Genomic DNA, 24,780 nt, shown 5'->3' with positions numbered 1-24,780 from the left:
GACGGGACTCAGTGCCCGACGACGATGATGAGGATGCCGGCGACGACCGCGGCCGCGCACAGCGCGAAGCATCCGTACGCTCCGATGAGCGCGAGGCGCTTTTGTCCTTCGGTGAGCGGGTTCTTCCGCGCCGCCTTGGCCGCCTGCTTCGCCGCGCGCTTCAGCTCCTTCTCGCTCACGACCGTGATGGCGTCCGTGAACTCGGCCGGGCTCACGACCGGTGCGCGGCCGCTGCGGACGAGGAGCCTCAGACCCGTCGCGTAGAACGTGACGACGGCGCAGGCGCCGAGCAGCGCGGCGATGAAGACCTGCGCGAAGGCGCCCCAGTCGATGTCGACGCTCACTTCGATCCCTCCCCGTCCGTCGTCGGCTCGCTCGCGGCGGATGCCGTGTCGCGCGTCCTGCCCTTCGCCGCCGCCTTCGCGTCGGATTTGGCCTTGGCATCGGCCTTGGCCTTCGTCTTCGCCTTCTCGCGCGCCTCGGCCCTGGCCTTCGCCTCAGCCTTGGCCTGGGCGATGCGCTGCTGGCGGCGCGTCGGCGGAACGGTGTCCGGCTGCTCGACGGCGAGGCCGGATTCGGCGACATCGCTCATGGCGTTGGCGTGCGTCACGGCATCCTTGCGCGAACGGAGGAAGAGCCCGACGATGACGACGACCGCGAGGACCGCGTCGATCGCGATGCCCCAGGTTCCGAGCCAGGTCACCAGAAGAGCGGCGACCGCACCCACGGCGCCGGCGGCGGGCAGGGTGAGCACCCATCCGATCGCGATGCGCCCTGCTGTCCGCCAGCGGACGGTCGAGCCGCGGCGGCCGAGGCCGGAACCGATCACGGATCCCGAGGCGACCTGGGTCGTGGAGAGGGCGAAGCCGAACGCGCTCGACGCGAGGATCGTCGCGGATGTCGCGCTCTCCGCGGAGAAGCCCTGCGCGGGCTTGACCTCGGTCAGGCCTTTGCCGAGAGTGCGGATGATCCGCCATCCGCCCAGGTACGTCCCGAGCGCGATCGTGACGGCACACGCGATGATGACCCACAGGTAGGGGTCCGCCTGCTCGCTGTTCTGCCAGCCCACCGCGATCAGCGCGAGGGTGATCACGCCCATGGTCTTCTGCGCGTCGTTGGTGCCGTGCGCGAGGGCGACGAGAGACGAGGTGAAGATCTGCCCCCAGCGGAAGCCGTCTCGCCCGTCGGGCTTGCCGTCGTAGCGGCGCGTGACGGAGTAGGCGATCTTCGTCGCCGCGAACGCGATGACCCCCGCCGTGAGCGGCGCGATCAGCGCGGGCAGGATGACCTTGGACAGCACCATCCCGAAGTCGATCCCGGCCACCCCGACACCGACGAGCGTCGCGCCGATGAGACCGCCGAACAGGGCGTGCGACGAGCTCGAGGGCAGCCCGAGCAGCCAGGTGAGCATGTTCCACGTGATCGCGCCGATGAGCCCGGCGAAGATCATCGGCAGCAGGACGTCGCCCTGCATGCTGTCTTCGCGGATGATCCCGTGCGACACGGTCTTGGAGACCTCCGTCGACAGGAACGCCCCGACGAGGTTGAGCACTGCCGCGAGGAGCACGGCGGTCTTGGGCTTCAGCGCACCCGTGGCGATGGGGGTGGCCATCGCATTGGCGGTGTCGTGGAACCCGTTGGTGAAGTCGAAGAAGAGTGCCAGCGCGATCACGAGCACGACGATGAGGACTGCGGTTTCCACCGTTCTCTTTCGGTCGTCGGAAAGGGGGAAGGTGTCGACGAGATCGACGTGATGAACGAAGAGTTCACCGTGGGTTTGACTTCCGTTAACCGGCCCCGGTAGATCCTCCCACCCCGTCGGGTGCCGGTCAACTCGACCTGGACTAGCGTGGAGAGGGTGACTGAAGCCCCTCGCGCCGCCCGCCGCTCCACCCTCCGCACGCACCACGGCGACACCGTCGACGACCCCTACGAGTGGCTCCGCGAGAAGGACTCCCCTGAGGTCGTCGCTCATCTCGAGGCCGAGAACGCGCACACCGAGGCCGAGCTCGCCGGACTCGCCGATCTGCGCGAGACCCTGTTCCAGGAGATCAAGGGCCGCGTCCGGGAGACCGACCTCTCCGTACCCACGCGGCGCGGCGACTGGTGGTACTACAGCCGCACCGAGGAGGGCGCGCAGTACGGCATCCACTGCCGCACCGCCGCGGCGGCGGACGACTGGACTCCCCCGCGGCTCGAGCCCGGTGTCGCCGTGCCCGGCGAGGTCGTGCTGCTCGACGGCAACGTCGAGGCCGAGGGGCACGACTTCTTCTCGCTCGGGGCGTTCGACACCTCCGACGACGCCACGAAGCTGCTCTGGTCCACCGATTTCGAGGGCGACGAGCTCTACACCGTCCGGGTCCGCGACCTCGACAGCGGGGCGATGCTCGACGACGAGATCCCGAACACGGGCGGGGCGTTCTTCACCCCCGACGGCACCGGGATCCTCTACACGACCCGCGACGACGCCTGGCGTCCGGACACCCTGTGGCTGCATCGTCTCGGCACCCCGGTGGCCGACGACGTGAGACTGTTCCACGAGCCCGACGAGAAGTTCTGGCTCGGCGCCGGGATCACGCGCAGCCGCCGGTACCTCGTGATCGCCGTCGGCTCGAGCATCACGAGCGAGGAGCGTCTGGTCGATCTGACCGGGGACGTCACCGCGGAGCCCGTCCTCGTCTGGCCGCGACGCGAGGGTGTCGAGTACTCGCTCGAGCACGCGGTCGTCGACGGCGAGGATCGCCTGTTCATCCTGCACAACGACGGCGCGCTCGACTTCGAGCTCGTATCGGTCCGCGCCGACGACCCGCAGGGCGAGCGCCGCGTGGTGCTCCCCCACGAACCCGGACGCCGCCTTCTCGGCGTGGACACGTTCCGCGACTTCGCGACCGTCGAGTACCGCCGCGAAGGGCTCGAGCGCGTGGGACTGCTCGACTACGCGACGGATGCCGTCGAGGACGTCGTGTTCGACGAGCCTCTCTACTCCGCGGGCGTGAGCGGGAACCCCGAGTGGCACTCCCCCTTCCTGCGGCTCGGCTACACGTCGTTCGTCACGCCCGGTACGGTGTTCGAGCTCGATCTGTCCACGCGCGAGCTCGTGATGCGCAAGCAGGTCGAGGTGCTCGGCGGGTACGACCCGAAGGACTACGACCAGCGGCGCGCGTGGGCCACAGCGGCCGACGGCACCCGGGTGCCCATCTCGCTGGTGTGGAAGCGCTCGTTCGGCGAGCCGGGAGCCGAACCGCGTCCGGCGCACCTGTACGGCTACGGCTCGTACGAGCACTCGATCGATCCCGGCTTCTCGGTCATGCGCCTCTCGGAGCTCGACCGTGGCGTGATCTTCGCGGTCGCGCACGTGCGCGGCGGCGGCGAGATGGGGCGCCAGTGGTACGAGGACGGCAAGCTGCTGCACAAGCGCAACACGTTCACGGACTTCGTGGCGTGCGCCGAGCACCTCGTCGCGGACGGCGTCACGACGCCCGAGCGTCTCGTGGCCGAAGGCGGCAGCGCGGGCGGTCTGCTCATGGGCGCGGTCGCCAATCTCGCGCCCGAGCTGTTCGTCGGCGTGCTCGCCGCCGTGCCCTTCGTCGACGCGCTCACCACGATCCTCGACCCGTCGCTGCCGCTCACCGTGATCGAGTGGGATGAGTGGGGTGACCCGCTGCACGACCCCGAGGTCTACGCGTACATGAAGTCCTACACCCCGTACGAGAACATCGGGGACGGGACGACGTACCCGCGCATCCTCGCCGTCACGTCGCTGAACGACTCCCGCGTGGCGTACGTGGAGCCCGCCAAGTGGGTCGCCGCCCTGCGCGAGGCCGGCGCATCCGACGTGCTGCTCAAGTGCGAGATGGTGGCCGGCCACGGCGGCGTCAGCGGACGGTACAACTCGTGGCGGGAGCGGGCGTTCGAGCTCGCCTGGCTGCTCGACACGGTCGGCCTCGCCTGACGGCATCCCCTCCTCGCGTGCGCCGTCCCGGAGGTAGGCGGTGACACCGGAGTAGGACGTTTCCGCCGATCAGCTCCTCCGTCGGCGCCATGGCCTACGCTCACAACACCTGACCGCTCCTCCACAGGACGTGCTTTCGCGAAATCTCGCGCACACGCAGGAGTATCGGCACTGAGCTGGGCGCGTGTCCGCCACGCTCGAGCGAATGGATGCCCTGACCGAGTGGATGCGCCGGCATGACGGCGTCGCGCACAGCACGACCCTTCGCGACGCCGGGTTCCCCGTGCGGACGATCCGCCTCGCTGTCGAGCAGGGGCGACTCGCCCGCGTGCGGCGTTCCTGGCTGGTATCCGAGAGCTGCAGTCCCGCGCGTCGCGCAGCCGCTGCTTCGGGAGGGCGAATCGCCTGCGTCACAGCGGCTCGCGAACTCGGACTCTGGACGCCCGCGGACGACTCGGTCCACATCGCGGTCGCGAGTACGGCATCCCGTCTCGTCGGATCACCGATCGTGCACTGGGCGAAGGGTCCGGTTCCCGTTCCGTCCCGCTCGTCCGAGGAACCGCTGCTCAACCTCCTGTTCCACACGGCACGGTGCCTCGAACCCGGTGACGCCCTCGCGGTCTGGGAGTCGGCGCTCCACCACCGACTGATCGACGCGGAGGAACTCGCGCACGTGCGGTGGAGGAGCGAGCAAGCCACAAGTCTCGCGTCCCTCGCGTCCTCGTTGTCGGACTCGGGACTCGAGTCGCGTTTCCTCTGGATCATGCGCGCGGTCGGCGTGAGCGTACGTCAGCAGGTGTGGATCGACGGACATCCGCTCGACGGACTGATCGGGCGGCACCTGGCTGTGCAGCTCGACGGCTTCGCACATCACAGCGATCCCGCGACACGGCGGCGTGACATCCAGGCCGACCCGCGCTTGGTACTGCGCGGCTACGTCGTGCTTCGCTTCGACTATCGACAGGTCTTCTTCGAACCCGAGGAGGTGCAACGGGCGGTACTCACCGCGATCGCGCAGGGCCGCCATCTGTGAACGCTCTCGTCGACACGACTGCCTCACTCGGCGTAGGAGAAGACCGCCAGGTAGGAGATTTTGACGGAGGGATACCTCCGTCGCGACCATCTCCTACCCTGGGTGCCGCGCGAGATCCGGATGCCGCAGCGCGGCGCGACCGGATCTGGTGCAGGCGACCGGATCGCGGACCGCCCCGCACCCGTGGCGGACTCAGCCGAAGAGAGCGGCGGCCTCGTCGTAGCGGCTGCGCGGCACGGTGTTGAGCTCACCGAGCGCTTCGGCGAACGGCACGCGCACGATGTCGGTGCCCTGCATGGCGACCATCTGGCCCCACGCGCCGTCGACGATGGCGTCGGCGGCGTGCAGTCCGAGCCGGGTCGCGAGGACGCGGTCGAAGGCCGACGGCGACCCGCCGCGCTGGATGTGTCCGAGGATCGTGGCACGGGTCTCGATGCCCGTGATGCGCTCGATCGCCGGAGCGAGCTGGTCGCCGATGCCGCCGAGACGAGGGCGGTTGAACGCGTCGAGACCCTTGTCGCTGTACGCCTCGTCCATGCCCTGGAGCTTGAAGCCCTCCGAGACGACGACGAGCGGTGCGCGGCCGCGGTCATGAGCGCTGGTGACGAGCGCGGTGATCTCCTCGAGCGTCTGCGGGACTTCGGGGATGAGGATGGCGTGCGCGCCGGCGGCCATGCCCGCGTGCAGGGCGATCCAGCCCACGTGACGGCCCATGACCTCGGCGACCATGCAGCGCTGGTGGGAGTCGCCGGTGGTGCGGAGGCGATCCATCGCGTCGGTCGCGATGTTGACGGCCGTGTCGAAGCCGAACGAGTAGTCCGTCGCACGCAGGTCGTTGTCGATCGTCTTCGGGACGCCGATGACGTTGATGCCGTCCTTCGCGAGGCGGTCGGCCGCCGCGAGCGTGCCCTCCCCGCCGATCGCGATGATGCCGTCGATCTTGTGGCCGTACAGGGTCTTGGCGATGTTCTCCGCGCCGCCGCGCTCGCCCTCGTAGGGGTTCGTGCGGCTCGTGCCGAGGATCGTGCCGCCGACCTTCGAGAGGCCCTTGACCTCGTGCCGCGTCAGCGGGAAGAAGTCGCCGTCGACGACCCCGCGCCAGCCGTCGCGGATGCCCACGAACTCCAAATCGTAGGTGGTGGTGCCCTTGAGCACGATGCCGCGGATGACCGCGTTGAGTCCGGGGCAGTCGCCGCCGCTCGTCAGGATGCCGATCTTCATGCTTGCCTCAGACGGTTCGGGAACAGGGGGAAAGGCGACGCTGCCTGCGATCGACACTAGCGGTCGGGGGCGATCGTCCGCCATTCGGGACGGTGAAAACGCGCGATCTTGCCGTCGGATCGCGACGATTCGTCAGATGTTCACCGATTCGGCATCCGAGACGAGAAATCGGCGTCAAGAACCATAGTTCTTAACGCCGATCTTTCGCTGAGCCGGCGGACCCGCCGGAACGATCAGGCCGCGCCGAGAGCCTCGCGCAGGAGGTGCATCAGAGCGCCGAGCTGCACGGGCTCGGCCGCCGCGTCGTCGGTGGCCTCGCCGTCGAGCGCGCGGGCTGCGAGGCCCTGCTTCTGGTCGATGAGCTCCGCGATCTTCGTGTCGACCGTGTGGGCGGCGATGATGCGCCACGCCGTCACGGGCTCGTCCTGGCCGATCCGGTGGACGCGGTCGATCGCCTGCGTCTGCTCCGCGGCGGTCCACGACAGCTCGGCGAGCACGACGTTGGAGGCTGCCTGCATGTTGAGCCCGACACCCGCGGCCGTGAGCGAGCACACCGCGATCCCGACATCCGGGTCGCCGTTGAAGTCGTCGATCGCCTGCTGACGTGCTGTCGAGGTCTGGTCTCCCCGGATCGACACCGAGCGGATGCCCGCGGCGGCGAAGTGCGCCTCCGCCTGGTCCATCACGTCGATGTGCTTCGCGAAGAACACGACCTTGCCCACCGAGCGCTGCAGCTGCGCGGCGTAGTCCGCCGCCAGCTGGGCCTTGGCCTGACCGATCCGACGCACCATCGTGAAGACGTTGTCTCCGCCCGTGCCCGCAGCCTTCGACTCCTCGAGCTCGTTCTGCGCCACGAGACGCACGATGTCCTCGTCGATCTCCCCCGGAGCGAGGCCGCGGTCACCGCGTGCCTCGATGATCCGGCGGTACCGGGCTGCGAGACGTTCGCCGAGCTCGCGCTCCGCCTGGCGGATACTGCGCCCGAACTCGTCGTCGAGCTGCACCGGCAGGTCGGCGATGAGCTTGTCGGGGAGATCGGCGGCGACGTCCTTCTTCTTGCGTCGCACGATGCCCATCGAGATGACCGCGTCGCGGGCCTCGGGGTAGAACGCCTTGTCGGCGGGCGTGAAGCCGGTCGCGTCGAGCTTCTCCATGAGCTCGGGACCGGGCTTCTCCCCCGTCGTCCAGCCCAGGAAGCGCCAGATCGCGTCGAAGTCCTCGACGTCGTTGATGAGGGGCGTTCCTGTGAGCGCGAGCATGAGCGGATTCCCGCCCGGGGTGCGCTCACGCACTCGCGACGCGAGCGACAGCACGTTCTGCGAACGCTGCGAGCTGAGGTTCTTGATGAAGTGCGCCTCATCGACGACCATGCCGCGCAGACCGATCGATGCGAGCCACGACATGTGCCGATCGAGGATCTCGTAGTTGACGATGAACACGTCGGCGAAGGCGTCGATGTCGTCGCCGTCGCCCTGGATCACGGTGGCCCGCCGCTGCGGCGTCCAGCGCTCGACCTCGCGCGCCCAGTTCATCTTGACGACGTTCGGGACGACCACGAGCAGCGGGTACGCCCCGGCCACCGAGGCGGCGAGCACGGACTGCGCGGTCTTGCCGAGGCCGGGCTCGTCGGCGAGCAGGAAGCTGCGGTGCCCAGCGCGGACAGCCTCGAGGAAGCGCGACTGGTGCACCATGACCTCGAGCCCCTTGGGCGACAGGTGGTCGAACTCGGGTGCGGGCGGGAGCTCCATGCTCGCGGCGGCCCCGCCGGCTCCGGTCTCGAAGGCCTTGTACAGCGGCCCCATGAGCTCCCAGCCGTCGAGGCGACGACGCGGGGTCGTGGTGATCCGCGGGGTGAGGTCGGGCGCGAGGAAGGGGTTCGCGAGCTGACGCGCCTCGACCGAGGGCGGCGTGACCTGACGCTCGGCGATCGCCGCCGAGACGACGGGCACCTGGATGGGCGCGACATCCGCGATGATGAGCTCCTCCGGCGGGAGCTCGGCGCCGGACTCCAGTAGCCAGTCGCGGCGCATGCGCTTGGCGACGGGCGACGTGGCCTGATCGGCTTCGAGGAGCTGGATCAGCGAGGTGTCGCGTGCGGCGGTCTTGGCGAGGATCGTCGCCACACCGTCGAGGCGCTTGAGCAGCTCGGCGCGCGCGGCGTCGGCGATCTCCGGATCTGCCTTGACCCTGGCACGCTCCTCGCGCACCAGGAAGGCGATGACCTGGAACTTCACCCGGTTCGTCGGGCCGAGCTTGCCGCGCTGCGATTTCGCCTCGATCTCGCGCACCTTGCGCGCGAGGATCGGGATGAGGGGGGCCTCATCGTCGCGACGGGATGTCTTCTTGCGCCGCGTGGCGGCGGTTGCCGTGGTCGGCATGCTCCTCCTGAGCGTGAAGGCCCCTGCATCCCCATGATGCGAGGCCGTTCTCGATGTCCGCGTGTGGCGCGAGCCAGGACCGTGCGGACGGCAGTACCGGTCGACACCGATGCGCGATTGCTGCGTGAGGATCGCTGACGACCGCGACCAGTCTATGCCATGGCGGCGGGCGGGGGCAGTCTCCGCCACGCCGCACGGGGCGTCAGGAGCCGACGGAGTCCAGGACCCGCTCGGCCTCGGTCACGTCCGCGGCCATCTGCGCCTTGAGCTTCTCGATCCCCTCGAACGCGACCATCCCGCGCAGCCGTTCGATGAACTCCACCGTGACGTCATGCCCGTAGAGATCGAGATCGGTCTGTCCCAGCACGTGCGCCTCGACCTGGCGTTCGAGCACGTCGTCGAAGGTGGGGTTGGTGCCGACCGAGATCGCCGCGCGGTGACGCAGGCCGGTGTCGTGGTCGACCAGCCATCCCGCGTAGACGCCGTCCGCCGGGACGAAGGAGTCGACCGACGCCGAGAGGTTGGCCGTCGGGAATCCCAGCTCGCGGCCGCGCTTCAGTCCGTGCACGACCTCGCCGCGCACATCGACGCGGCGGCCGAGCGCGCGCGCGGCGGTGGACACGTCGCCGTCGATCAGCAGCTCGCGGATCCAGGTCGACGACACACGACGATCGGAGCCGTCGAGGTACACGTCGTCGACGACCTCGACCGTGAACCCGTGCACGGGTGCGAGTTCACGGAGCAGCTCCGGGGTGCCGGCTCCTCCGCGCCCGAACCGGAAGTCCTCGCCCACGAGGACGGTCGACACTCGGAGCGCCCCCACGAGGATCTCGCTCACGAAGTCCTCGGCCGTGAGTGCGGCGAGCCGCTCGTCGAAGGTGAGCATCAGCGTGGCGTCGAGCTCCAGCTCACCGAGCAGTTCGAGCTTGCGGTCCACCGTCACCACGTTCTCCGGGCAGCGGTCGGGCCGGAGAACCGCCAGCGGGTTGCGGTCGAAGGTCACGGCCACCGAGCGGACTCCGGAGGCGTATGCGGCCTCGCGGAGCCGCCGGATCACCGCGCGGTGCCCCGCGTGCACGCCGTCGAACTTGCCGATCGCGACAGCCGAGGGGCCGAAGTCCGCCGGAACGTCCTGCGGATGACGGAAGACGATCACGCGCGTACCTCGGCGTCCGGGATCGGCGTCGCCACGTCCGACGGGCGGTGGGTGCGGAGCCACCAGATGCCGAACACGGGGAGGACGAGCGGGATGAAGAGGTAGCCGCGGCCGAACATCGACCAGACGGTGTCGTGCGGGAACAGATCGGGCAGGAAGATGCTGAGCGCTCCCACCACGAGGACTCCGGTGAGCTCGAAGACGATCGCGATCCAGGCCACCGTGTACCAGCCGGCGCGCCGTGCGAACACCAGTGCGAGCGTCGCCAGGACGTACACGATCGCCGCCAGGGCGGACAGGGCGTACGCGAGGGGCGCCTCGTCGAACTGGCGGACGATCTGCACGAAGCTGCGGCCGGTCGCGGCGAGCGCCATCACGGCGTAGACGATCACGAGGACACGGCCGATGCCGGTCATCCGGGAGGAAGGGTGGGAGGTGCTCATAGCTCGATCCATTCTAGGCGCGCGCCGAAGACACCGGAGCCGCTCGCGCGGGGGTCGTGACGGCGGATGACGGCCCGCCGGTCACGCGATCTGGACGGTCCAGATGACGTGCATGCGCCACACCATGACCGCGACCGCGAGGGCTGCCACTCCGAGGATCACGGTGCTCCACCTGCTGCGCTCCATGAGGGCCCACAGCACCGCTCCGATCGGCAGCAGGACCGCCGAGACGAGGTAGACCCAGTACTCGAGCAGGTCTCCCGTCGGCGGGTTGCCGGCGAGAGGGGCGACGATCGCCGCGACGACCTGCACCACCAGGAACAGCTCGACCAGAGCGAGCGCGCCGACGGACCAGTCGCTGGGCCGTCGTCCGGCGAGGCCGACGACCAGACAGAACGCCCCGGCCGCGACCGCGACGGCGACCTGCACGATCGTGAACCAGAGGATCATCGCGAGACCTCCGGCATGTTCATGGCGCTCTTGAGGTCGGGGCCGCGCTTCTCGACGACGCCGACGAGCGTCTCGTCCTCGTCGATCGCGGCCGCGATGGCACCCGTGAGGCGCGACGCCTGACCGGCCAGACGCTTGCCGTGGCGCAGGTCGCGTGCTTCGTCGGCGGTGACCCGCAGCACGTCGAGCACGAGCTCCGCCGCCGCCGCGGGGGTCAGGGGCGTCGAACCGGCGAGGTCGTCGATCCCGACGGCGTCCGCGACGTCGAAGCTCCCCACCCTGGTGCGTCGCAGCGCGGTGAGATGTCCGCCGACGCCGAGCCCGGCACCGAGGTCCCGGGCGAGCGAGCGGATGTACGTGCCCGAGGAGCAGTCGACCGTCGCATCGAGGTCGATCGCCCCGGAGACCGTGCGGCGCTCGTGGACGTCGAAACGCGACACGGTGACGTCTCGAGCCGCGAGCACCACCTCCTCGCCCGCACGGACGCGGTCGTACGCGCGGCGTCCGTCGACCTTGACGGCCGACACCGAGCTCGGCACCTGCGAGATGCGGCCGGTGAGTGCGCGGACCCCGGCGTCGACGCGCTCGATGGTCACGGCATCCAGCGCTTCGGCGTCCGCGTGGACGACGACCTCCCCCTCGGCGTCGTCCGTGGTGGTCGTGGAACCGAGGCGGATCGTCGTCTCATAGGTCTTGTCGGCTCCCACGATGTACGTGAGCAGGCGCGTCGCGCCTTCGATGCCGACCACGAGGAGACCGGTCGCCATCGGATCGAGGGTGCCGGCGTGGCCGACCTTGCGCGTGCCGAACGCACGCCGGACGCGGGCGACCACGTCGTGGCTGGTCAGGCCAGCGGGCTTGTCGACGAGGAGGATGCCGGGCGAGACCATCCCCCCAGCCTACGGGGCGCGCCTGCGCTCAGCCGCACACCTCGTAGGACGGCTCCGATCGCGTCGTGACCCGGACGTCCGACACGGCGCTGTCCCCCTCCCGGACGCCGAAGAAGACGTGGGCCTCGCCCGTTCCGGGCACCATGAGCCAGGTCGTGTCGCCGATCTGCGGCGGGATCTCCTGGGCGTCGGCGTGCGCGGCGAGGACCTCCTCCCGGGTGGACCCCAGCCCGAGGCCGTCCTCCGTCCGCGGGCTGCCGGTGCCGTACTCCGTGTGCCCGCCCGCGTTGACGGAGATCTCCCCGATGGGCGCCGTGTCGCTCTCGGTGCCGCGGACGAAGTACATCTGGTAGTTCGCCGCCGGGTCCTGCCAGAAGGCCGACCATGCGCAGGCGGCCGCGTCGTTGGTCCACGAGTCAGGCAGCTCCGCGAGCGTCGTCGTCAGGTCCCCGCCGATGAGGATCGGCCCGACACCCGCATCCGTGATCAGCCACGTCGACGGGTCAGCCGGGTCCACTGCAGGCATCGTCGGCGTCGGGGTCGGTGTCGGCGTCTCGCTCGCCGACGAGGTCGACGTCGAGGTCGGCTGCGGCGATGATGCGGGAGCGCACCCCGCGGTGATCCCCGCGAGCACGGCGACGGCGAGTGCCGCACCCGCCGCGCGGAGCTTCGTGACGTTGGTGGATTCCATCGGGTCCTGCCTCCGGTCTGTCGTGTCTGGGTCGCTTAGGCTGTCGGGATGCCCCCGACGTCGCGTCCTGACCCCCCAGGACTGCTCCGCCTGATCGAATGGTATCGAGGATCGGCGCGCGACCTGCCGTGGCGGCGCCCCGCGTTCCATGACGAGTTCGGCGCGTGGGGCACGCTCGTCAGCGAGTTCATGCTGCAGCAGACGCCGGTGACCCGCGTGATCCCTCATCTGGAGGCATGGCTGACCCGGTGGCCCACGCCGCGGGCTCTCGCGGCCGCGTCGCCGGCCGAGGTGCTGCAGCAGTGGTCGAACCTCGGATATCCTCGACGAGCGCTGTGGCTGCACCGGGCGGCCATCGAGGTGTCCGACCGCCACGACGGTGTCGTGCCCCGCGACGTCGACGCGCTGCTCCAGCTCTCCGGGATCGGCGACTACACGGCGAGGGCGGTCGCGGTGTTCGCCTACGGCGACAGGCATCCCGTCGTGGACACGAACACGCGACGCGTACTCGCGCGCGCCGTGCTCGGTCAGGCGCAGCCCGGTGCGCCGTCCCGCACGGACCTCGACCTCATGTCCTCACTCCTCCCGGAGCAGGACGAGGACGCGGCGACGTTCAACGCCGCAGCGATGGAGCTCGGCGCGACCGTGTGCGTCTCGAGAGCACCCCGCTGCGACAGCTGCCCGGTGCGCGATTCCTGCGCGTGGGTGGCCGCGGGACGCCCCGACACCGGTGATGTCCGGCGCCGACAGGCGGCCTTCGAGGGATCCGATCGACAGGCCCGGGGCGCCGCGCTGCGGACGCTGCGCCAGGCGGCTCCGGAGGCGGTCCCCCTGGCCTCCGTCCTGCGCGAGTGGCCCGATGCGCTGCAGCGCGACCGCGCGATCGACTCGTTGATCGCCGACGGCCTGGCGGAGGCCGACGGGGAGCTGCTCTCCCTCCCCCGCTGACGCACTCCTCGCACGACCGCCCGTCGGCACGTCGATCAGCCGTATCGGGCGCTCCGATGTCCCCGCAGCACGAGCTCGACACGACTGCGGACGCCGAGCTTCGCGAACACGCGGCCGAGATGCACCTCCACGGTCCGGACCGACACGGTCAGCGCCGCGGCGATCTCGCGGTTGGACGCGCCGCTCACCGCCATCAGGGCGACGTCGAGCTCACGCGGGGTGAGCAGGTTCGCCCACCCTCGACGGAGCGCGATGGCGGCCTCGACTTCCGCCGCGCCGCCGTTCTCCTCGGCGATGCCGTCCCAGCGCTGCGCCACGGCGTCCGCCCACGCGCGCGCTCCGCACTCGTCGAAGAGCTGCCGGGCCGCGAGGAGGTGCGTCCGTGCGGTGATCGGATCGTCGTCGACGAGCGCCCTGTTCCCGATCGCGGCTTCGACCCGCGCCCGTTCGAACGGTGACGAGATGGACCGCGCGACCTCCGTCACCTCCGCGGCCTCGCTCCGCCAGACCGCGTCGACGCTGGAGACCGCACGCCACCGGAGCAGACGTCCCAGTTGCATCTCCGGGGGCTCGACGCGATGACGCACGAGGGAGGCCGGGTCGACGCCCACGGGTGCCTCTTCGTCCAGACCGGGCACCGAGAGCGCGAGCTGCGGACCGCCGCGGTCGAGCCAGAGCCGCAGACACGACGCCGCCTCGTTCGACTCGCCTGCGAGATGGGCGCGGAGCGCTCGGTCGACGAGCTGGTCGATGCGAGAGGCCGAAGGCAGGGCGACGGCGAGCGAACGGGCGAACGGTCCGAGGGTTCCGAGGACCGCGAGATCGAGTCGCCGCGCGAGCACGACGCCGAGACCCGCGAACGGCACCGACAGCGGCAGGACCAGCGCCTCTTCGCAGAGACGCGAGCGCGCGCCGGCGATGTCGCCCGCCCAGACGCGCAGCAGCACCTCGACGACCACCCGGTGCGCGGAGATGAGATCGCTGTGTTCGAAGCCGGAGATGAACGGATCGTCCTGATCGAGGACACCGGACTCCCCGGTCGCGAGGATCTGCAGTCCGCCCGCGAGGTCGCCCGCGAGGGCTCGCCGCAACGCGCCGAGCACGACTCCCGTGACCGCGCCGGTCCCCTCGACATCCGCGGGGTCGCCTTCGCCCAGCAGGAGCCAGACGAGGGAGACGACGGGGTCGCGGAGCCGGCGCGCAGACCCCGTCCGCTCCGCTCCGTCACGCAGAGCGTCGATCCAGGTGCGCGCCCCCGTTCGATCGCCGCGTTCGGCGCACAGGGCTGCGCCGAACGCGGCGGCTCGGGTCCAGGCGTGCCAATCGTCGGGAGCGTCTCCCCGCGGACGCAGCCGCGACGCGTCCGGCACCGCCCCCTGCAGATGGGCGTGCGCGACGAGCAGCGCGGCGAGTCCGTGGAGCCGGGTGCTCTCGTCGGCGGACGGGCACACCGCGGCGAGCCAGCCGACCGCCTCCGCCATATGCCCCGCTCCGACCGCGGACACGCCGGCGGTCAGACGCGCCGCGCTGTGGTCCGCGCCGTCCGTGTGCGCGGCGGCCTCGGAGGCGAACAGCACCGCGCGCTCGCTGGCGCCGACATCCGCGAGCTCTCTGGCCGCGCGCAGGAGGATGCCCGCGGACACCGCGTCCCCGCCGACCGAGCTCCGTGCCCGGTGCCACGCGGCCAGCACCGCGTCCCCGGCGTCGGAGTGGGCCGAGGCGAGACGCCGATGCGCGTCCGTGACGGTGTGAGGGCTGCTCGTCGTCCACACCCACAACGCGAGGCGTCGCTCGACGAAGCGGAAGCGCCCCGCGTGGACGCGCAGATGCGCGCTCGAGTCGAGCGTCCTCTCGGCGCCGGGGCCGCACGCGGCCAGGAGGGGGCCGAGGGCGTCGTCCTCGCTCACCGCGGCGGCGAGCAGCAGCGAACGTTCGTCGGAGGGGAGGTCGAGCTCCGCGAACCGCGCCAGGAGCTCCGGGACGAGGGGCAGCGGCCGCGGGAGCGGTCGTGTTCCCGCGCGCTCGTCAGGGCTCAACCGGGCGACGACCGCTCGGATCGTCTCGTCGTCTCCGTCGAGGAGCGCGAGAAGACGGGCCACGACGCGAGGAGCGCAGCCGAGCCCGCGCGCGAGGAGATCCTCGAGGACACTCTCGGCCGCGGCGACCAGCAGTGACTCCGCATGCTCGCTCGACACCTCTCGCCGACCCCCGTCCGGCCGAGCATCCGCTCGACTGTGCCGACGGTAGCAACCGGAGCCCGCCGCTCAGGCGAGATGCCGGAACTTCACACTCGTGTCGACGAGGAGGGTCGTGTGGACGTCACGCCGTGGCGTCGTCGTCCTCGTGCCGGTAGGGGTCGGACTCCCCCGCGTGCGACGCCGAGGACGCGAGCTTCGCGACCTGCGCGTCGCGCTCCTGCGCCTCGCGCAGCAGTGCGGAGATGTGGTCCGCGTTCTCCGGGAGCGCGTCCGGGATGAACTCCAGGGTCGGCACGAGACGAGTGCTCAGCTGACGGCCGACCTCGCTGCGCAGCATCCCCGTCGCCGACGTGAGTGCGGCGCCGCTCGAGAGACGCTCCTCCTCCGTGCCGAGCACGGTGTAGAACACCGACGCGTGCTGGAGGTCGCCGCTCACGCGGACGTCCGTGATGGTGACGAAGCCGAGCCGCGGGTCGCGCAGCCCCTTCTCGAGGCGCTCCGCGAGGATCACACGGATGCGATCAGCGAGTCGGGCCTGTCGTTCTCCAGCCATTGTTCCTTCTCCTCCTGCGGAAGCCCGTCGGGCGAGGATGCTTCACGCACCCTCGCCCGACGATATCGAATCCGATCAGCCGCGCGGCTTCTCGACCATCTCGGTGGTCTCGATCTCGTCGCCGATCTGGATGTCGTTGTACTTGCCGAGGCCGATACCGGCCTCGTAGTCCGTGCGGACCTCGGTGACGTCATCCTTGAAACGACGCAGCGACTCGATGGCCAGGCCATCGGCGAGCACCACGCCGTCGCGGATGACGCGCGCCTTGGCGTTGCGCGTGATCGTTCCCGAACGCACGATGACACCGGCGATGTTGCCGAACTTCGAGGAGCGGAACACCTCGCGGATCTCGGCGACACCCGACTGGACCTCTTCGTACTCCGGCTTGAGCATGCCCTTGAGCGAGCTCTCGATCTCGTCGATCGCGTTGTAGATGACGGAGTAGAAACGGATGTCCACACCCTCACGCTGAGCGCGCTCGCGCGCCTTCGTGTCGGGGCGGACGTTGAAGCCCACGATGATCGCGTTGTCGATCGTCGCGAGGTTGACGTCGGACTCGGTGATCGCACCCACACCGCGGTGGATGATGCGCAGCTGGACCGACTCGTCGACCTCGATCTTGAGCAGCGACTCCTCGAGTGCCTCGACGGCACCGGAGACGTCACCCTTGATGATGAGGTTGAGCGACTCGACCTTGCCCTCTTCGAGAGCACGGGTGAAGTCCTCGAGCGAGATGCGCTTGCGGGCCTTGGCCAGCTGCGCGTTGCGCTCGACGGCCTCGCGCTTCTCAGCGATCTGACGCGCCGTGCGGTCTTCCTCGGTCACGATGAAGACGTCGCCGGCACGCGGCACCGAGTTGAGACCCTGCACCTGCACGGGACGCGACGGGAAGGCCTCGAGGACCTGCTCGCCGTTCTCGTCGGCCATCGCACGGACGCGCCCGTAGGCCGTGCCCGCGACGATCGCGTCGCCGACGCGGAGCGTTCCGGACTGGATGAGCACCGTGGCCACCGAACCGCGGCCCTTGTCGAGCTTCGCCTCGATGGCGACACCGCGAGCGGCCTTGTTCGGGTTGGCCGTGAGGTCGAGCCCGGCGTCGGCGGTGAGCAGCACGGCGTCCAGGAGGTCCTGGATTCCGGTGCCGGCGCGAGCCGAGACGTCGACGAACATGACGTCGCCGCCGTACTCCTCGGCGACCAGACCGTACTCGGTGAGCTGCTGACGCACCTTGGCCGGGTTGGCCTCGGGCTTGTCGACCTTGTTCACCGCGACCACGATCGGCACGTTCGCCGCCTGAGCGTGGTTCAGCGCCTCGACCGTCTGCGGCATGATGCCGTCATCGGCCGCGACCACGAGGATGGCGAGGTCGGTCACCTGCGCACCACGGGCACGCATGGCGGTGAACGCCTCGTGACCCGGGGTGTCGATGAAGGTGATCGCGCGCTCGATGCCCTCGTGCTCGGTCCAGACCTGGTACGCACCGATGTGCTGCGTGATGCCGCCGGCCTCGCCCTCGATGACGTTGGTCTGACGGATCGCGTCGAGCAGTCGCGTCTTACCGTGGTCGACGTGACCCATGACGGTGACGACCGGGGGACGGATCTCGAGGTCGTCCTCGCTCTCCGCCTCCAGCTCGGCCTCGAGGTCGAGACCGAAGCCCTCGAGGAGCTCCTTGTCCTCGTCCTCGGGCGAGACCATCTGGATCTTGTAGCCGAGCTCCTCGCCGAGGACCTCGAACGTCGCCTCGTCCAGCGACTCGGTGGCCGTGGCCATCTCGCCGAGGTTGAAGAGGATGGTGACAAGCGTTCCGGGCTGGACCGTGTAGCCGGTCAGCGTCTCGATCTTGTCGGCGAAGTCCGCGATGGACGCGCCGCGACGCATGCGGATGGTCTCCCCGTTGCCGCGGGTGACGTTGACGCCACCGACGACCGGAGCACTCCGCATCTCGAACTCTTGCCGCTTCGCCCGCCGCGACTTGCGCTGCTTGCTCTTGCCGCCGCCCTTGCCGAACGCACCGGCAGTGCCGCCGCCGGGGCCACGACCACGGCCGCCGCCACCGGGACGTCCGGCGAAACCGCCGCCGGGACGAGCGCCGGGACCGCCGGCACCGGGGCCACCGGCACCGCCGGGACGACCGGGACCGCCGGGACGCTGCTGGAACGGTGCACCGGGACGACCGCCCTGGCCACCACGAGGGGCGCCGGGACGCGGCGAACCGGGACGCGGAGCGCCGGGCCGAGGAGCGCCGGGGCGCGGAGCCTGCGGACGCGGGATGTTGCCCGGCGTCGGACGCTGGCCCATGCCCTGCGCCGAGGCGAAGGGGTTGTTGCCGGGACGGGGCCCGGTGGGGCGCTGGCCCATGCCCTGGTTGGACGCGAACGGGTTGTTGCCCGGACGCGGCGCACCGGGCTTGGGCGCGCCGTCGGAGGACGGCTTCGCCGCAGCGTCGGAGGACGGCTGGGGAGCAGCGGGACCGGGCTTGGCCGCAGCCGGGCCGGGGGTCGCCGCAGGAACTTCTGCCGGCGCCTGAGCGGCAGCGGGTGCTTCGGGGGTCGGAGCCGGCTTGGGGCCGGGCTTCGGGCCGGGGGTCGGCGCCGCGGACTTCGCGGGCGCCGGCTTCGCCGCCGCAGGCTTCGCGGCGGGGGCCGCCTCACCCGAGGACTTCAGCGAGGGGTCGGCCTCGATCGCCGCGCGCAGCTTGCGCGCCACCGGCGGTTCGATGGTCGAAGAGGGGCTCTTGACGAACTCTCCGAGTTCCTTGAGCTTCGCAAGTGCGACCTTGCTGTCGACGCCGAACTCAGCGGCGATCTCATGTACGCGTGGTTTACCAGCCACAATTCTCCTGTCTGGGTCGGTCTGCCCAGACAGGGCAGACCACTAGTCGCGGACGGGTCTCATTTCGAGCCGTTCACTTTGTTTCCATAGCTGTTCAGCCTTTGTTTCTCGATGGTCTGCGTGTCCAGAGGACCGGACACGCGCAGTGCTCGTCCGAAAGCACGTCGCCGCAGCGCGGCATCCATGCATTCCTGCGTCGGATGCACCCACGCGCCCCTTCCCGGCAGGACGGCACGCTCATCGATGACGAGGATGTCGTTCTGGGACACCACCCTGAGGAGGGCGGAGCGGGAAGCACGCGTGCGGCAACCGACGCACGTTCGTACGGGTTCCATCTTACACCTGCGATCCCACCCGACTCGCGCCGGCAGGGCGAGTCGGGTGTCGGAGAGAGTCAGTCCAGGACGCTGTCGGGCTGGATGTCGATCTTCGCGCCCGTGAGCTTGGCGGCGAGTCGGGCGTTCTGGCCCTCCTTGCCGATCGCGAGCGAGAGCTGATAGTCCGGCACGAGCGCGCGCACGGCTTTGGTGCCCGCGTCGAGGATGAACGAGCTGGTCACCTTGGCGGGCGACAGCGCGTTGGCCACGAACGCGGCCAGCTCGGGGTTGTAGTCGACGATGTCGATCTTCTCCCCGGCGAGCTCCTCGGTGACGGCGCGGACGCGACGGCCGAGCTCGCCGATGCAGGCGCCCTTGGCGTTGATCGACGGGTCGTTGGCCTTCACGGCGATCTTCGTGCGGTGACCGGCCTCGCGGGCGAGAGAGACGATCTCGACCAGGCCGGCCGCGATCTCCGGCACCTCGAGCGCGAACAGCTTGCGGACGAGGCCGGGGTGCGTGCGCGAGACCGTGATCTGCGGACCCTTGAGGCCCTTCGCGACACTCGTGACGTAGACGCGCAGGCGCGATCCGTGCGTGTACTCCTCGCCGGGGACCTGCTCCTCGGGTGGGAGGATGGCCTCGACCGATCCGAGGTCGACGTGGATCATGCGCGGGTTGGGCCCCTGCTGGATCACGCCGGCGACGATGTCGCCCTCCTTGCCCCGGAACTCGCCGAGCACGGCGTCGTCGGCGATGTCGCGGAGGCGCTGGCTGATGACCTGCTTCGCGGCGAACGCGGCGATGCGTCCGAAGTCGTCCGGGGTGGCATCCTCCTCGCCGATGACGGCCCCCTCCTCGTCCTTCACGGCCTGGAGCACGGCGACGTGCCCGCTGCGACGGTCGAGTTCGACGCGCACGCCCTCGGGCGTGGCGCCGTCGGCGGAGACGTGCTTCGAGTAGGCGGTCAGGATGGCCTGTTCGATGATCGCGACGAGCTCGTCGAAGGGGATCGCCTTCTCCTTCTCGATCCCACGCAGCAGACTCAGTTCGATATCCATGACGGCTCCCTATTCAGCTCTCGTCGCGCCGGTTCGCACGCGCGACATCCGTACAACGATACCCTGTGCGCGCATCGCCGTGCCACGACGCCCACCCTGCGGGCCGGACGGATGCCGCGCGGCGGTCGCTCAGTCGACGGGAGCGCTCGCCAGGCCGTTGATCGCGCCGATGAGGCGGAACAGGCTCCCGACCTGACGCTGGTCGAGGTGCAGCGCGAGTCGCGGGAGCTGAAGCACGTCGTCGTCGGCCACCTCAGGCGGGCGCGGCACTGTGCGCTCGATGCGGCCGCTCGACAGCATCCCCGCGAAGCGTTCGTTGAGGTCGTCGAGCTCGGCATCCGTCGGCTCGGCGCGCAGTCGAAGAACCAGCGTGTCACCGACCCAGCGGAGCGAGTCGTAGTTCCGCCAGAAGCCGGCGATCTCGGCCACGGCCGCGTCGACCGAGTCGGTGATCACGACGCGGTCGAAGTCCCCCTCGGAGATCACGCCCGTCGGGGCGAGGTCCTCGTCGACGAAGCGCTTGAGGCCGTTCCAGAACGTGCCGCCCTGCTCGTCGAGCAGCACGATCGGGGTCGGCTCAGCCTTGCCGGTCTGCTGGAGGGTGAGCAGCTCGAACATCTCGTCGAGGGTGCCGAACCCGCCGGGGAGGCAGATGAAGCCGCTGGACTCCTTGATGAGCATGAGCTTGCGGGTGAAGAAGTACTTCATCGCGACCACGTGATCGCTGCCCGCGACGAGACTGTTGGCCTTTTCCTCGAACGGGAGCCGGATCGAGACGCCGAGCGACAGGGCAGGGCCCGCACCCTCGGCCGCCGCCTGCATGATGCCGGGGCCTGCGCCCGTGACGACCATCCAGCCGTCGGTCGCGAGGGCGGCGGCGACGTCGCGGGCCTGGACGTAGAGCGGGTCGTCCTGCCGGGTGCGCGCCGACCCGAAGACCGTCACCTTGGGGACGCCGCGGTAGGGCGCGAAGAGTCGGAACGCGTCGCGCATCTCCGCGAGCGCCGCAGACGCGATCTTGAGGTCGAGACGCTCGGTGTCGTCCTCGCCCAGCAGCACGGCCGTGCGCATCATGCGCATCACGAGGCGACGGTCGGTGCGGACTCCCGCCTCGTCGAGCACGGTGTTGATCTCGGCGGCGAGGGACTCCGGCAGCGCTTCCTCAGTCATGCCTCCACCCTGTCACGCTCCACAGACGGGAGCGCCGTCGCAACGCCGCCGGTTCACCGTGCCGCCATCGACCCGACATACGGGATCACGTGTCCACCGCCCTGTCAACACCCGTGCCGTGGCTGACGCGCGGAGAGAGGATCGGCGCATGACTGAGATCACCGGACCAGAAGCCCTCGCCCGCGTCGCCGCCCTCGTCGAGGACATCGACTTCACCATGCTCACGACGCTCGACGACGACGGGAACCTCGTCAGCCGTCCGATGTCGACGAGGCAGATGGACGACGCCGGCGACATCTGGTTCTTCACCGCGGAGGACACCGAGAAGGTCGAGGAGGCGCAGGAGCACCGACAGGTCGGGCTCTCCTACTGCGACGCGAAGGGGATGCGCTACGTCTCCGTCGCCGGAACCGCCGCGGTCGTCCGCGATCGGGCGAAGATGGAGGAGCTCTACTCCCCCTCGCTCGACATCTGGTTCGAGGACGGCCTCGACACCCCCGGGGTCGTCCTGCTCAAGGTCACACCCGTCGTCACGGAGTTCTGGGAGTCGACCAAGGGACCGATCGCGATGGCCGCCGGCGCGCTGAAGGCTCTCGTCACCCGTGACACCCCCGACGACGACATCATGGACCACGGGCGCATCGTCTGCTGACCGCGCCCCACACGTGAGAACGCCGCACCCGTCGGACCGGGTGCGGCGTTCGCGTGTCAGCGGTTCAGCGGCGCGAGAGCGCCTCGATCGCCTCCGCGACGGACACGGTGTCGCGGTCGCCCGAGGCGCGGTCCCAGAGCTCGACCTGTCCGTCGGCGGCGCCGCGTCCGACGATCACGATCTTCGGCACGCCGACGAGCTCGGCATCGCCGAACTTGACGCCGGGCGACACCTTGGGGCGATCGTCGTAGAGCACGTCGAGCCCTGCGACCTCGAGCTGCGCCGAGATGTCGGCCGCGACGTCGAACGCCACCTGGTCACGGCCGGCGGCCACGACCTGCACATCGAACGGCGCGACCGAGGCGGGCCAGATCAGCCCCTTCTCGTCGTTGTTGAGCTCGGCGATGATCGCGAGGATGCGGGTGACGCCGATGCCGTAGGAGCCCATCGTGACGGTGACGAGCTTGCCGTTCTCGTCGAGCACCTTCAGCCCGAGAGCCTCGGCGTACTTGCGACCGAGCTGGAAGACGTGGCCGATCTCCATGCCGCGGGCGAGCTCGACGGGACCCGAGCCGTCCGGCGCGGGGTCGCCAGCGCGGACGTTCGCGATCTCGACGATCCCGTCGGCCGCGAAGTCCCGCCCGGCGACGACCGAATGCGCGTGCTTCTGGTCGATGTTCGCCCCGGTGATCCAGCTCGTGCCCTCGCTCACGCGCGGGTCGACGAGGTAGCGGATGCCGGTCGCCGACTCTTCGCCGAGCACGGCTCCGGTAGGCGACCAGGGCCCGATGTAGCCCTTGACGAGCAGGGGGTTGTTCTCGAAGTCGTCGGCGGTCGCGGTCTCGACCTCGGCGGGCGCGAACGCCACCTCGGCGCGCTTCTCGTCGACCTCGCGGTCACCGGGGATGCCGACGATCACGAGCTCGCGCGTACCGTCGAGGTGCGTGAGCGCGAGCACGACGTTCTTCAGCGTGTCGGCCGCCGTGTAGTCGCCGTCCAGGTGCGCGTTCGAGTGCGCGACGAGCGTCTCGATCGTGGGCGTGTCGGGCGAGTCGAAGACCACGGGCTCCGCGGCGGCGTCGAACGGGATCGCCTCGGGCACCGCGGTCGTGAACGCCTCGACGTTGGCCGCGTAGCCGCCGGCGCTGCGGACGAAGGTGTCCTCGCCGACGGGCGTCGGGTGCAGGAACTCCTCGCTCCGCGAACCACCCATCGCACCGGCATCCGCCTGGACGATCACGTATTCGAGACCGAGGCGCTGGAAGATGCGCTCGTACGCGTCACGCTGAGCCTGGTAGCTGGCGTCGAGTCCGGCATCCGAGGAGTCGAAGGAATACGCGTCCTTCATCGTGAACTCGCGGCCACGGAGCAGGCCGGCACGGGGCCGGGCCTCGTCGCGGTACTTGTCCTGGATCTGGTAGATCGTGAGCGGAAGGTCCTTGTACGACGAGTACAGGTCCTTCACGAGCAGCGTGAACGCCTCCTCGTGCGTCGGCGCGAGCAGGTAGTCGCCGCCCTTGCGGTCGTTGAGACGGAACAGGAGGTCGCCGTACTCCTCCCAGCGCCCGGTGGCCTCATAGGCCTCGCGCGGCATGAGCGCCGGGAAGTGGACCTCCTGGGCGCCGGCCGCGGACATCTCCTCGCGCACGACCCTCTCGATGCGCGCCTTGACGCGGAGGCCGAGTGGCAACCACGCGAAGATGCCGGCTGCCTGCGGGCGGATGTAGCCGGCGCGGATGAGCAGCTTGTGGCTCGCGACCTCTGCGCCAGCAGGATCTTCGCGGAGCGTACGGAGGAAGAAGTTGGAGAGACGAGTGACCACGGGCCCAGTCTAGTGACCGGCGGTCACCCGTCCTCGCGACCGTCAGTTGAGGGCGGGCAGTCCCTGCGGGACGACGCCGCCGGCGTACAGGCTCGCGGCGAGCTCCTGCGTGGCGGTCAGCGCGACGCGCTGCGGCAGCGGTCCGTAGGAGATGCGCGCAACGCCGAGCTTCTCGTACTCGGACGCGGCGAGCGCGCCGGGAAGGCCGATGACGCTGATCTTGCGCTCGCCGATGCCGTCGACCAGCTGTCGCGTCACGGCGGCGTCGAGGATCCCGGGGATGAACACGGAGGTGGCTCCCGCCTCGAGGAACGCGCGTCCGCGCTGGATCGCGTCAGCGACGCTCTCGGCGACCGGGCGGTGTCCCGCGCGCACGAACGCGTCGGTGCGGGCGTTGAGAGCGAACGGCACGCCCTCGGCCTCGGCGGCCTTCACGATGGCCTCGACGGCCGCGACGGATTCGTCGAGGGGCTTCAGGCGGTCCTCGACGTTCGCGCCGACGACGCCGGCCTGGATCGCGAGGCGTGTGGTGTCCCCCGCGTCTCCGTAACCGTCGTCGAGGTCAGCCGTCACGGGCACCGACACCGATGCCGCGATGCGGCCGACCATGTCGATCATGATGTCGCGGGGCGTAGTGCCGTCGTCGTACCCGAACGACGCGGCGATGCCGTGGCCGGCGGTCGCGATCGCCTTCGTCTCGGGCAGTGCGGCGACGGCTCGTGCGGACACGACGTCCCATACGTTCACGACGCGGAGGATCTCCGGGGCTTCGTACAGTCCGATGAGGGTCTGGGCCTTGTCTGCAGTGGTCATGCCTCCACGCTAACGCGGGTGGCGCGGGCGTGGGCCGATCAGGGCTCCTCCCGGCGAGTGTTGCGGCCCGGCGGGCGCGCCCACATCGACGCTCCCCGCCGCCGAACCATGCCCCGATCCCCGACAGCACGCCTCCTCCGTTCTGCACGCTCGCATGGGTGGCGAACGACCTGCGCGTCACCTCGCCCACCTAGGGT

21 protein-coding genes are annotated in these 24,780 nt (G+C 70.2%); 4 read left to right on the top strand and 17 right to left on the bottom strand.

What is annotated here, in order from left to right:
* Nucleotides 1–8 precede the first annotated feature (8 nt).
* Together ACIPY8_RS08515 and ACIPY8_RS08510 are read right to left on the bottom strand one after the other, a co-directional pair.
* Nucleotides 9–344, bottom strand: a complete 336-nt coding sequence (locus ACIPY8_RS08515; protein ID WP_400816968.1) for a peptidase — start codon at nt 342–344, stop codon at nt 9–11.
* Complete coding sequence (locus ACIPY8_RS08510) at nt 341–1,702, bottom strand: anion permease (RefSeq protein WP_400816966.1); 1,362 nt, start codon at nt 1,700–1,702, stop codon at nt 341–343. Before ACIPY8_RS08510 ends, ACIPY8_RS08515 begins: the two co-directional genes overlap by 4 nt.
* Nucleotides 1,703–1,858: 156 nt before the next feature.
* Between ACIPY8_RS08510 and ACIPY8_RS08505 the strand changes: the two genes are divergently transcribed.
* Together ACIPY8_RS08505 and ACIPY8_RS08500 are read left to right on the top strand one after the other, a co-directional pair.
* Complete coding sequence (locus ACIPY8_RS08505; RefSeq protein ID WP_400816964.1) at nt 1,859–3,952, top strand: S9 family peptidase; 2,094 nt, start codon at nt 1,859–1,861, stop codon at nt 3,950–3,952.
* A gap of 205 nt (nt 3,953–4,157) precedes the next feature.
* Nucleotides 4,158–4,985 (top strand): endonuclease domain-containing protein, encoded by an 828-nt coding sequence (locus ACIPY8_RS08500; protein ID WP_400816962.1) that lies wholly within the window; start codon nt 4,158–4,160, stop codon nt 4,983–4,985.
* 192 nt (nt 4,986–5,177) lie between these two features.
* Here the strand turns inward: ACIPY8_RS08500 and ACIPY8_RS08495 are convergent, their stop codons facing one another.
* The 7 genes from ACIPY8_RS08495 to ACIPY8_RS08465 form a co-directional block, all read right to left on the bottom strand.
* Entirely contained in the window at nt 5,178–6,206 is a 1,029-nt protein-coding gene (locus ACIPY8_RS08495; protein ID WP_067115013.1) for an ATP-dependent 6-phosphofructokinase, read from the bottom strand.
* A gap of 233 nt (nt 6,207–6,439) precedes the next feature.
* Complete coding sequence (locus ACIPY8_RS08490) at nt 6,440–8,584, bottom strand: DEAD/DEAH box helicase (protein WP_400816961.1); 2,145 nt, start codon at nt 8,582–8,584, stop codon at nt 6,440–6,442.
* 202 nt (nt 8,585–8,786) lie between these two features.
* Nucleotides 8,787–9,740: a bifunctional riboflavin kinase/FAD synthetase gene (locus tag ACIPY8_RS08485; protein WP_400816960.1), complete on the bottom strand. Its 954-nt coding sequence runs from the start codon at nt 9,738–9,740 to the stop codon at nt 8,787–8,789.
* Complete coding sequence (locus ACIPY8_RS08480) at nt 9,737–10,156, bottom strand: hypothetical protein (RefSeq protein ID WP_400817685.1); 420 nt, start codon at nt 10,154–10,156, stop codon at nt 9,737–9,739. Before ACIPY8_RS08480 ends, ACIPY8_RS08485 begins: the two co-directional genes overlap by 4 nt.
* 108 nt (nt 10,157–10,264) lie before the next feature.
* Complete coding sequence (locus ACIPY8_RS08475; RefSeq protein ID WP_400816958.1) at nt 10,265–10,633, bottom strand: hypothetical protein; 369 nt, start codon at nt 10,631–10,633, stop codon at nt 10,265–10,267.
* Entirely contained in the window at nt 10,630–11,523 is an 894-nt protein-coding gene (gene truB / locus ACIPY8_RS08470) for a tRNA pseudouridine(55) synthase TruB (protein WP_400816956.1), read from the bottom strand. The genes ACIPY8_RS08475 and truB overlap by 4 nt, the downstream gene beginning before the upstream one ends.
* A gap of 28 nt (nt 11,524–11,551) precedes the next feature.
* A complete protein-coding gene (locus ACIPY8_RS08465; RefSeq protein ID WP_400816954.1) occupies nt 11,552–12,214 on the bottom strand; it encodes a hypothetical protein in 663 nt (220 codons plus the stop codon).
* Between the two features lie 48 nt (nt 12,215–12,262).
* Here ACIPY8_RS08465 and ACIPY8_RS08460 point away from each other — a divergent pair, with 48 nt between their 5' ends.
* Nucleotides 12,263–13,162, top strand: coding sequence for an A/G-specific adenine glycosylase (locus ACIPY8_RS08460; protein ID WP_400816952.1), 900 nt, complete (start codon nt 12,263–12,265; stop codon nt 13,160–13,162).
* Nucleotides 13,163–13,197: 35 nt separating this feature from the next.
* Here ACIPY8_RS08460 and ACIPY8_RS08455 read toward each other — a convergent pair whose 3' ends face one another.
* From ACIPY8_RS08455 to ACIPY8_RS08430, 6 genes are all read right to left on the bottom strand, one after another.
* On the bottom strand, nt 13,198–15,357 hold the full coding sequence (locus ACIPY8_RS08455; protein ID WP_400816950.1) for a LuxR C-terminal-related transcriptional regulator: 2,160 nt from the start codon (nt 15,355–15,357) through the stop codon (nt 13,198–13,200).
* A 124-nt stretch (nt 15,358–15,481) separates the two neighbouring features.
* Entirely contained in the window at nt 15,482–15,913 is a 432-nt protein-coding gene (gene rbfA / locus ACIPY8_RS08450; protein WP_400816948.1) for a 30S ribosome-binding factor RbfA, read from the bottom strand.
* A 75-nt stretch (nt 15,914–15,988) separates the two neighbouring features.
* Nucleotides 15,989–18,748 (bottom strand): translation initiation factor IF-2, encoded by a 2,760-nt coding sequence (gene infB, locus ACIPY8_RS08445; protein ID WP_400816946.1) that lies wholly within the window; start codon nt 18,746–18,748, stop codon nt 15,989–15,991.
* 59 nt (nt 18,749–18,807) lie between these two features.
* Nucleotides 18,808–19,017, bottom strand: coding sequence for a YlxR family protein (locus tag ACIPY8_RS08440; protein ID WP_400816944.1), 210 nt, complete (start codon nt 19,015–19,017; stop codon nt 18,808–18,810).
* 125 nt (nt 19,018–19,142) lie between these two features.
* Complete coding sequence (nusA, locus tag ACIPY8_RS08435) at nt 19,143–20,126, bottom strand: transcription termination factor NusA (protein WP_400816942.1); 984 nt, start codon at nt 20,124–20,126, stop codon at nt 19,143–19,145.
* Nucleotides 20,127–20,255: 129 nt separating this feature from the next.
* On the bottom strand, nt 20,256–21,296 hold the full coding sequence (locus ACIPY8_RS08430) for a TIGR00730 family Rossman fold protein (RefSeq protein ID WP_400816940.1): 1,041 nt from the start codon (nt 21,294–21,296) through the stop codon (nt 20,256–20,258).
* Nucleotides 21,297–21,444: 148 nt separating this feature from the next.
* Here ACIPY8_RS08430 and ACIPY8_RS08425 point away from each other — a divergent pair, with 148 nt between their 5' ends.
* Nucleotides 21,445–21,948 carry a pyridoxamine 5'-phosphate oxidase family protein gene (locus ACIPY8_RS08425; protein WP_400816938.1) on the top strand — a complete coding sequence of 168 codons (504 nt, stop codon included), beginning with the start codon at nt 21,445–21,447 and terminating at the stop codon, nt 21,946–21,948.
* Nucleotides 21,949–22,012: 64 nt separating this feature from the next.
* On the opposite strand, the gene ACIPY8_RS08420 is transcribed toward ACIPY8_RS08425, so the two are convergent.
* Both ACIPY8_RS08420 and ACIPY8_RS08415 read right to left on the bottom strand, forming a co-directional pair.
* On the bottom strand, nt 22,013–23,770 hold the full coding sequence (locus tag ACIPY8_RS08420; protein ID WP_400816936.1) for a proline--tRNA ligase: 1,758 nt from the start codon (nt 23,768–23,770) through the stop codon (nt 22,013–22,015).
* A gap of 42 nt (nt 23,771–23,812) precedes the next feature.
* On the bottom strand, nt 23,813–24,583 hold the full coding sequence (locus tag ACIPY8_RS08415; RefSeq protein ID WP_400816934.1) for an isocitrate lyase/phosphoenolpyruvate mutase family protein: 771 nt from the start codon (nt 24,581–24,583) through the stop codon (nt 23,813–23,815).
* Nucleotides 24,584–24,780 lie beyond the last annotated feature (197 nt).

Origin of the sequence: Microbacterium sp. NPDC089696, from assembly GCF_044749125.1 — a bacterium.
In the GTDB taxonomy this organism is placed as follows: Bacteria; Actinomycetota; Actinomycetes; order Actinomycetales; family Microbacteriaceae; genus Microbacterium.
Note: the sequence above shows the minus strand (reverse complement) of the source record. Positions and strands in the feature narration are given on the sequence as shown.

Bases quoted from the DNA above. Each gene is read 5' to 3' on its own strand.
- rbfA (WP_400816948.1), bottom strand. From the start codon at position 15,913: ATGGCTGGAGAACGACAGGCCCGACTCGCTGATCGCATCCGTGTGATC.
- ACIPY8_RS08430 (WP_400816940.1), bottom strand. From the start codon at position 21,296: ATGACTGAGGAAGCGCTGCCGGAGTCCCTCGCCGCCGAGATCAACACC.
- ACIPY8_RS08475 (WP_400816958.1), bottom strand. From the start codon at position 10,633: ATGATCCTCTGGTTCACGATCGTGCAGGTCGCCGTCGCGGTCGCGGCC.
- ACIPY8_RS08500 (WP_400816962.1), top strand. From the start codon at position 4,158: ATGGATGCCCTGACCGAGTGGATGCGCCGGCATGACGGCGTCGCGCAC.
- ACIPY8_RS08425 (WP_400816938.1), top strand. From the start codon at position 21,445: ATGACTGAGATCACCGGACCAGAAGCCCTCGCCCGCGTCGCCGCCCTC.
- ACIPY8_RS08460 (WP_400816952.1), top strand. From the start codon at position 12,263: ATGCCCCCGACGTCGCGTCCTGACCCCCCAGGACTGCTCCGCCTGATC.
- ACIPY8_RS08480 (WP_400817685.1), bottom strand. From the start codon at position 10,156: ATGACCGGCATCGGCCGTGTCCTCGTGATCGTCTACGCCGTGATGGCG.
- ACIPY8_RS08490 (WP_400816961.1), bottom strand. From the start codon at position 8,584: ATGCCGACCACGGCAACCGCCGCCACGCGGCGCAAGAAGACATCCCGT.
- ACIPY8_RS08495 (WP_067115013.1), bottom strand. From the start codon at position 6,206: ATGAAGATCGGCATCCTGACGAGCGGCGGCGACTGCCCCGGACTCAAC.
- ACIPY8_RS08465 (WP_400816954.1), bottom strand. From the start codon at position 12,214: ATGGAATCCACCAACGTCACGAAGCTCCGCGCGGCGGGTGCGGCACTC.
- ACIPY8_RS08415 (WP_400816934.1), bottom strand. From the start codon at position 24,583: ATGACCACTGCAGACAAGGCCCAGACCCTCATCGGACTGTACGAAGCC.
- nusA (WP_400816942.1), bottom strand. From the start codon at position 20,126: ATGGATATCGAACTGAGTCTGCTGCGTGGGATCGAGAAGGAGAAGGCG.
- truB (WP_400816956.1), bottom strand. From the start codon at position 11,523: ATGGTCTCGCCCGGCATCCTCCTCGTCGACAAGCCCGCTGGCCTGACC.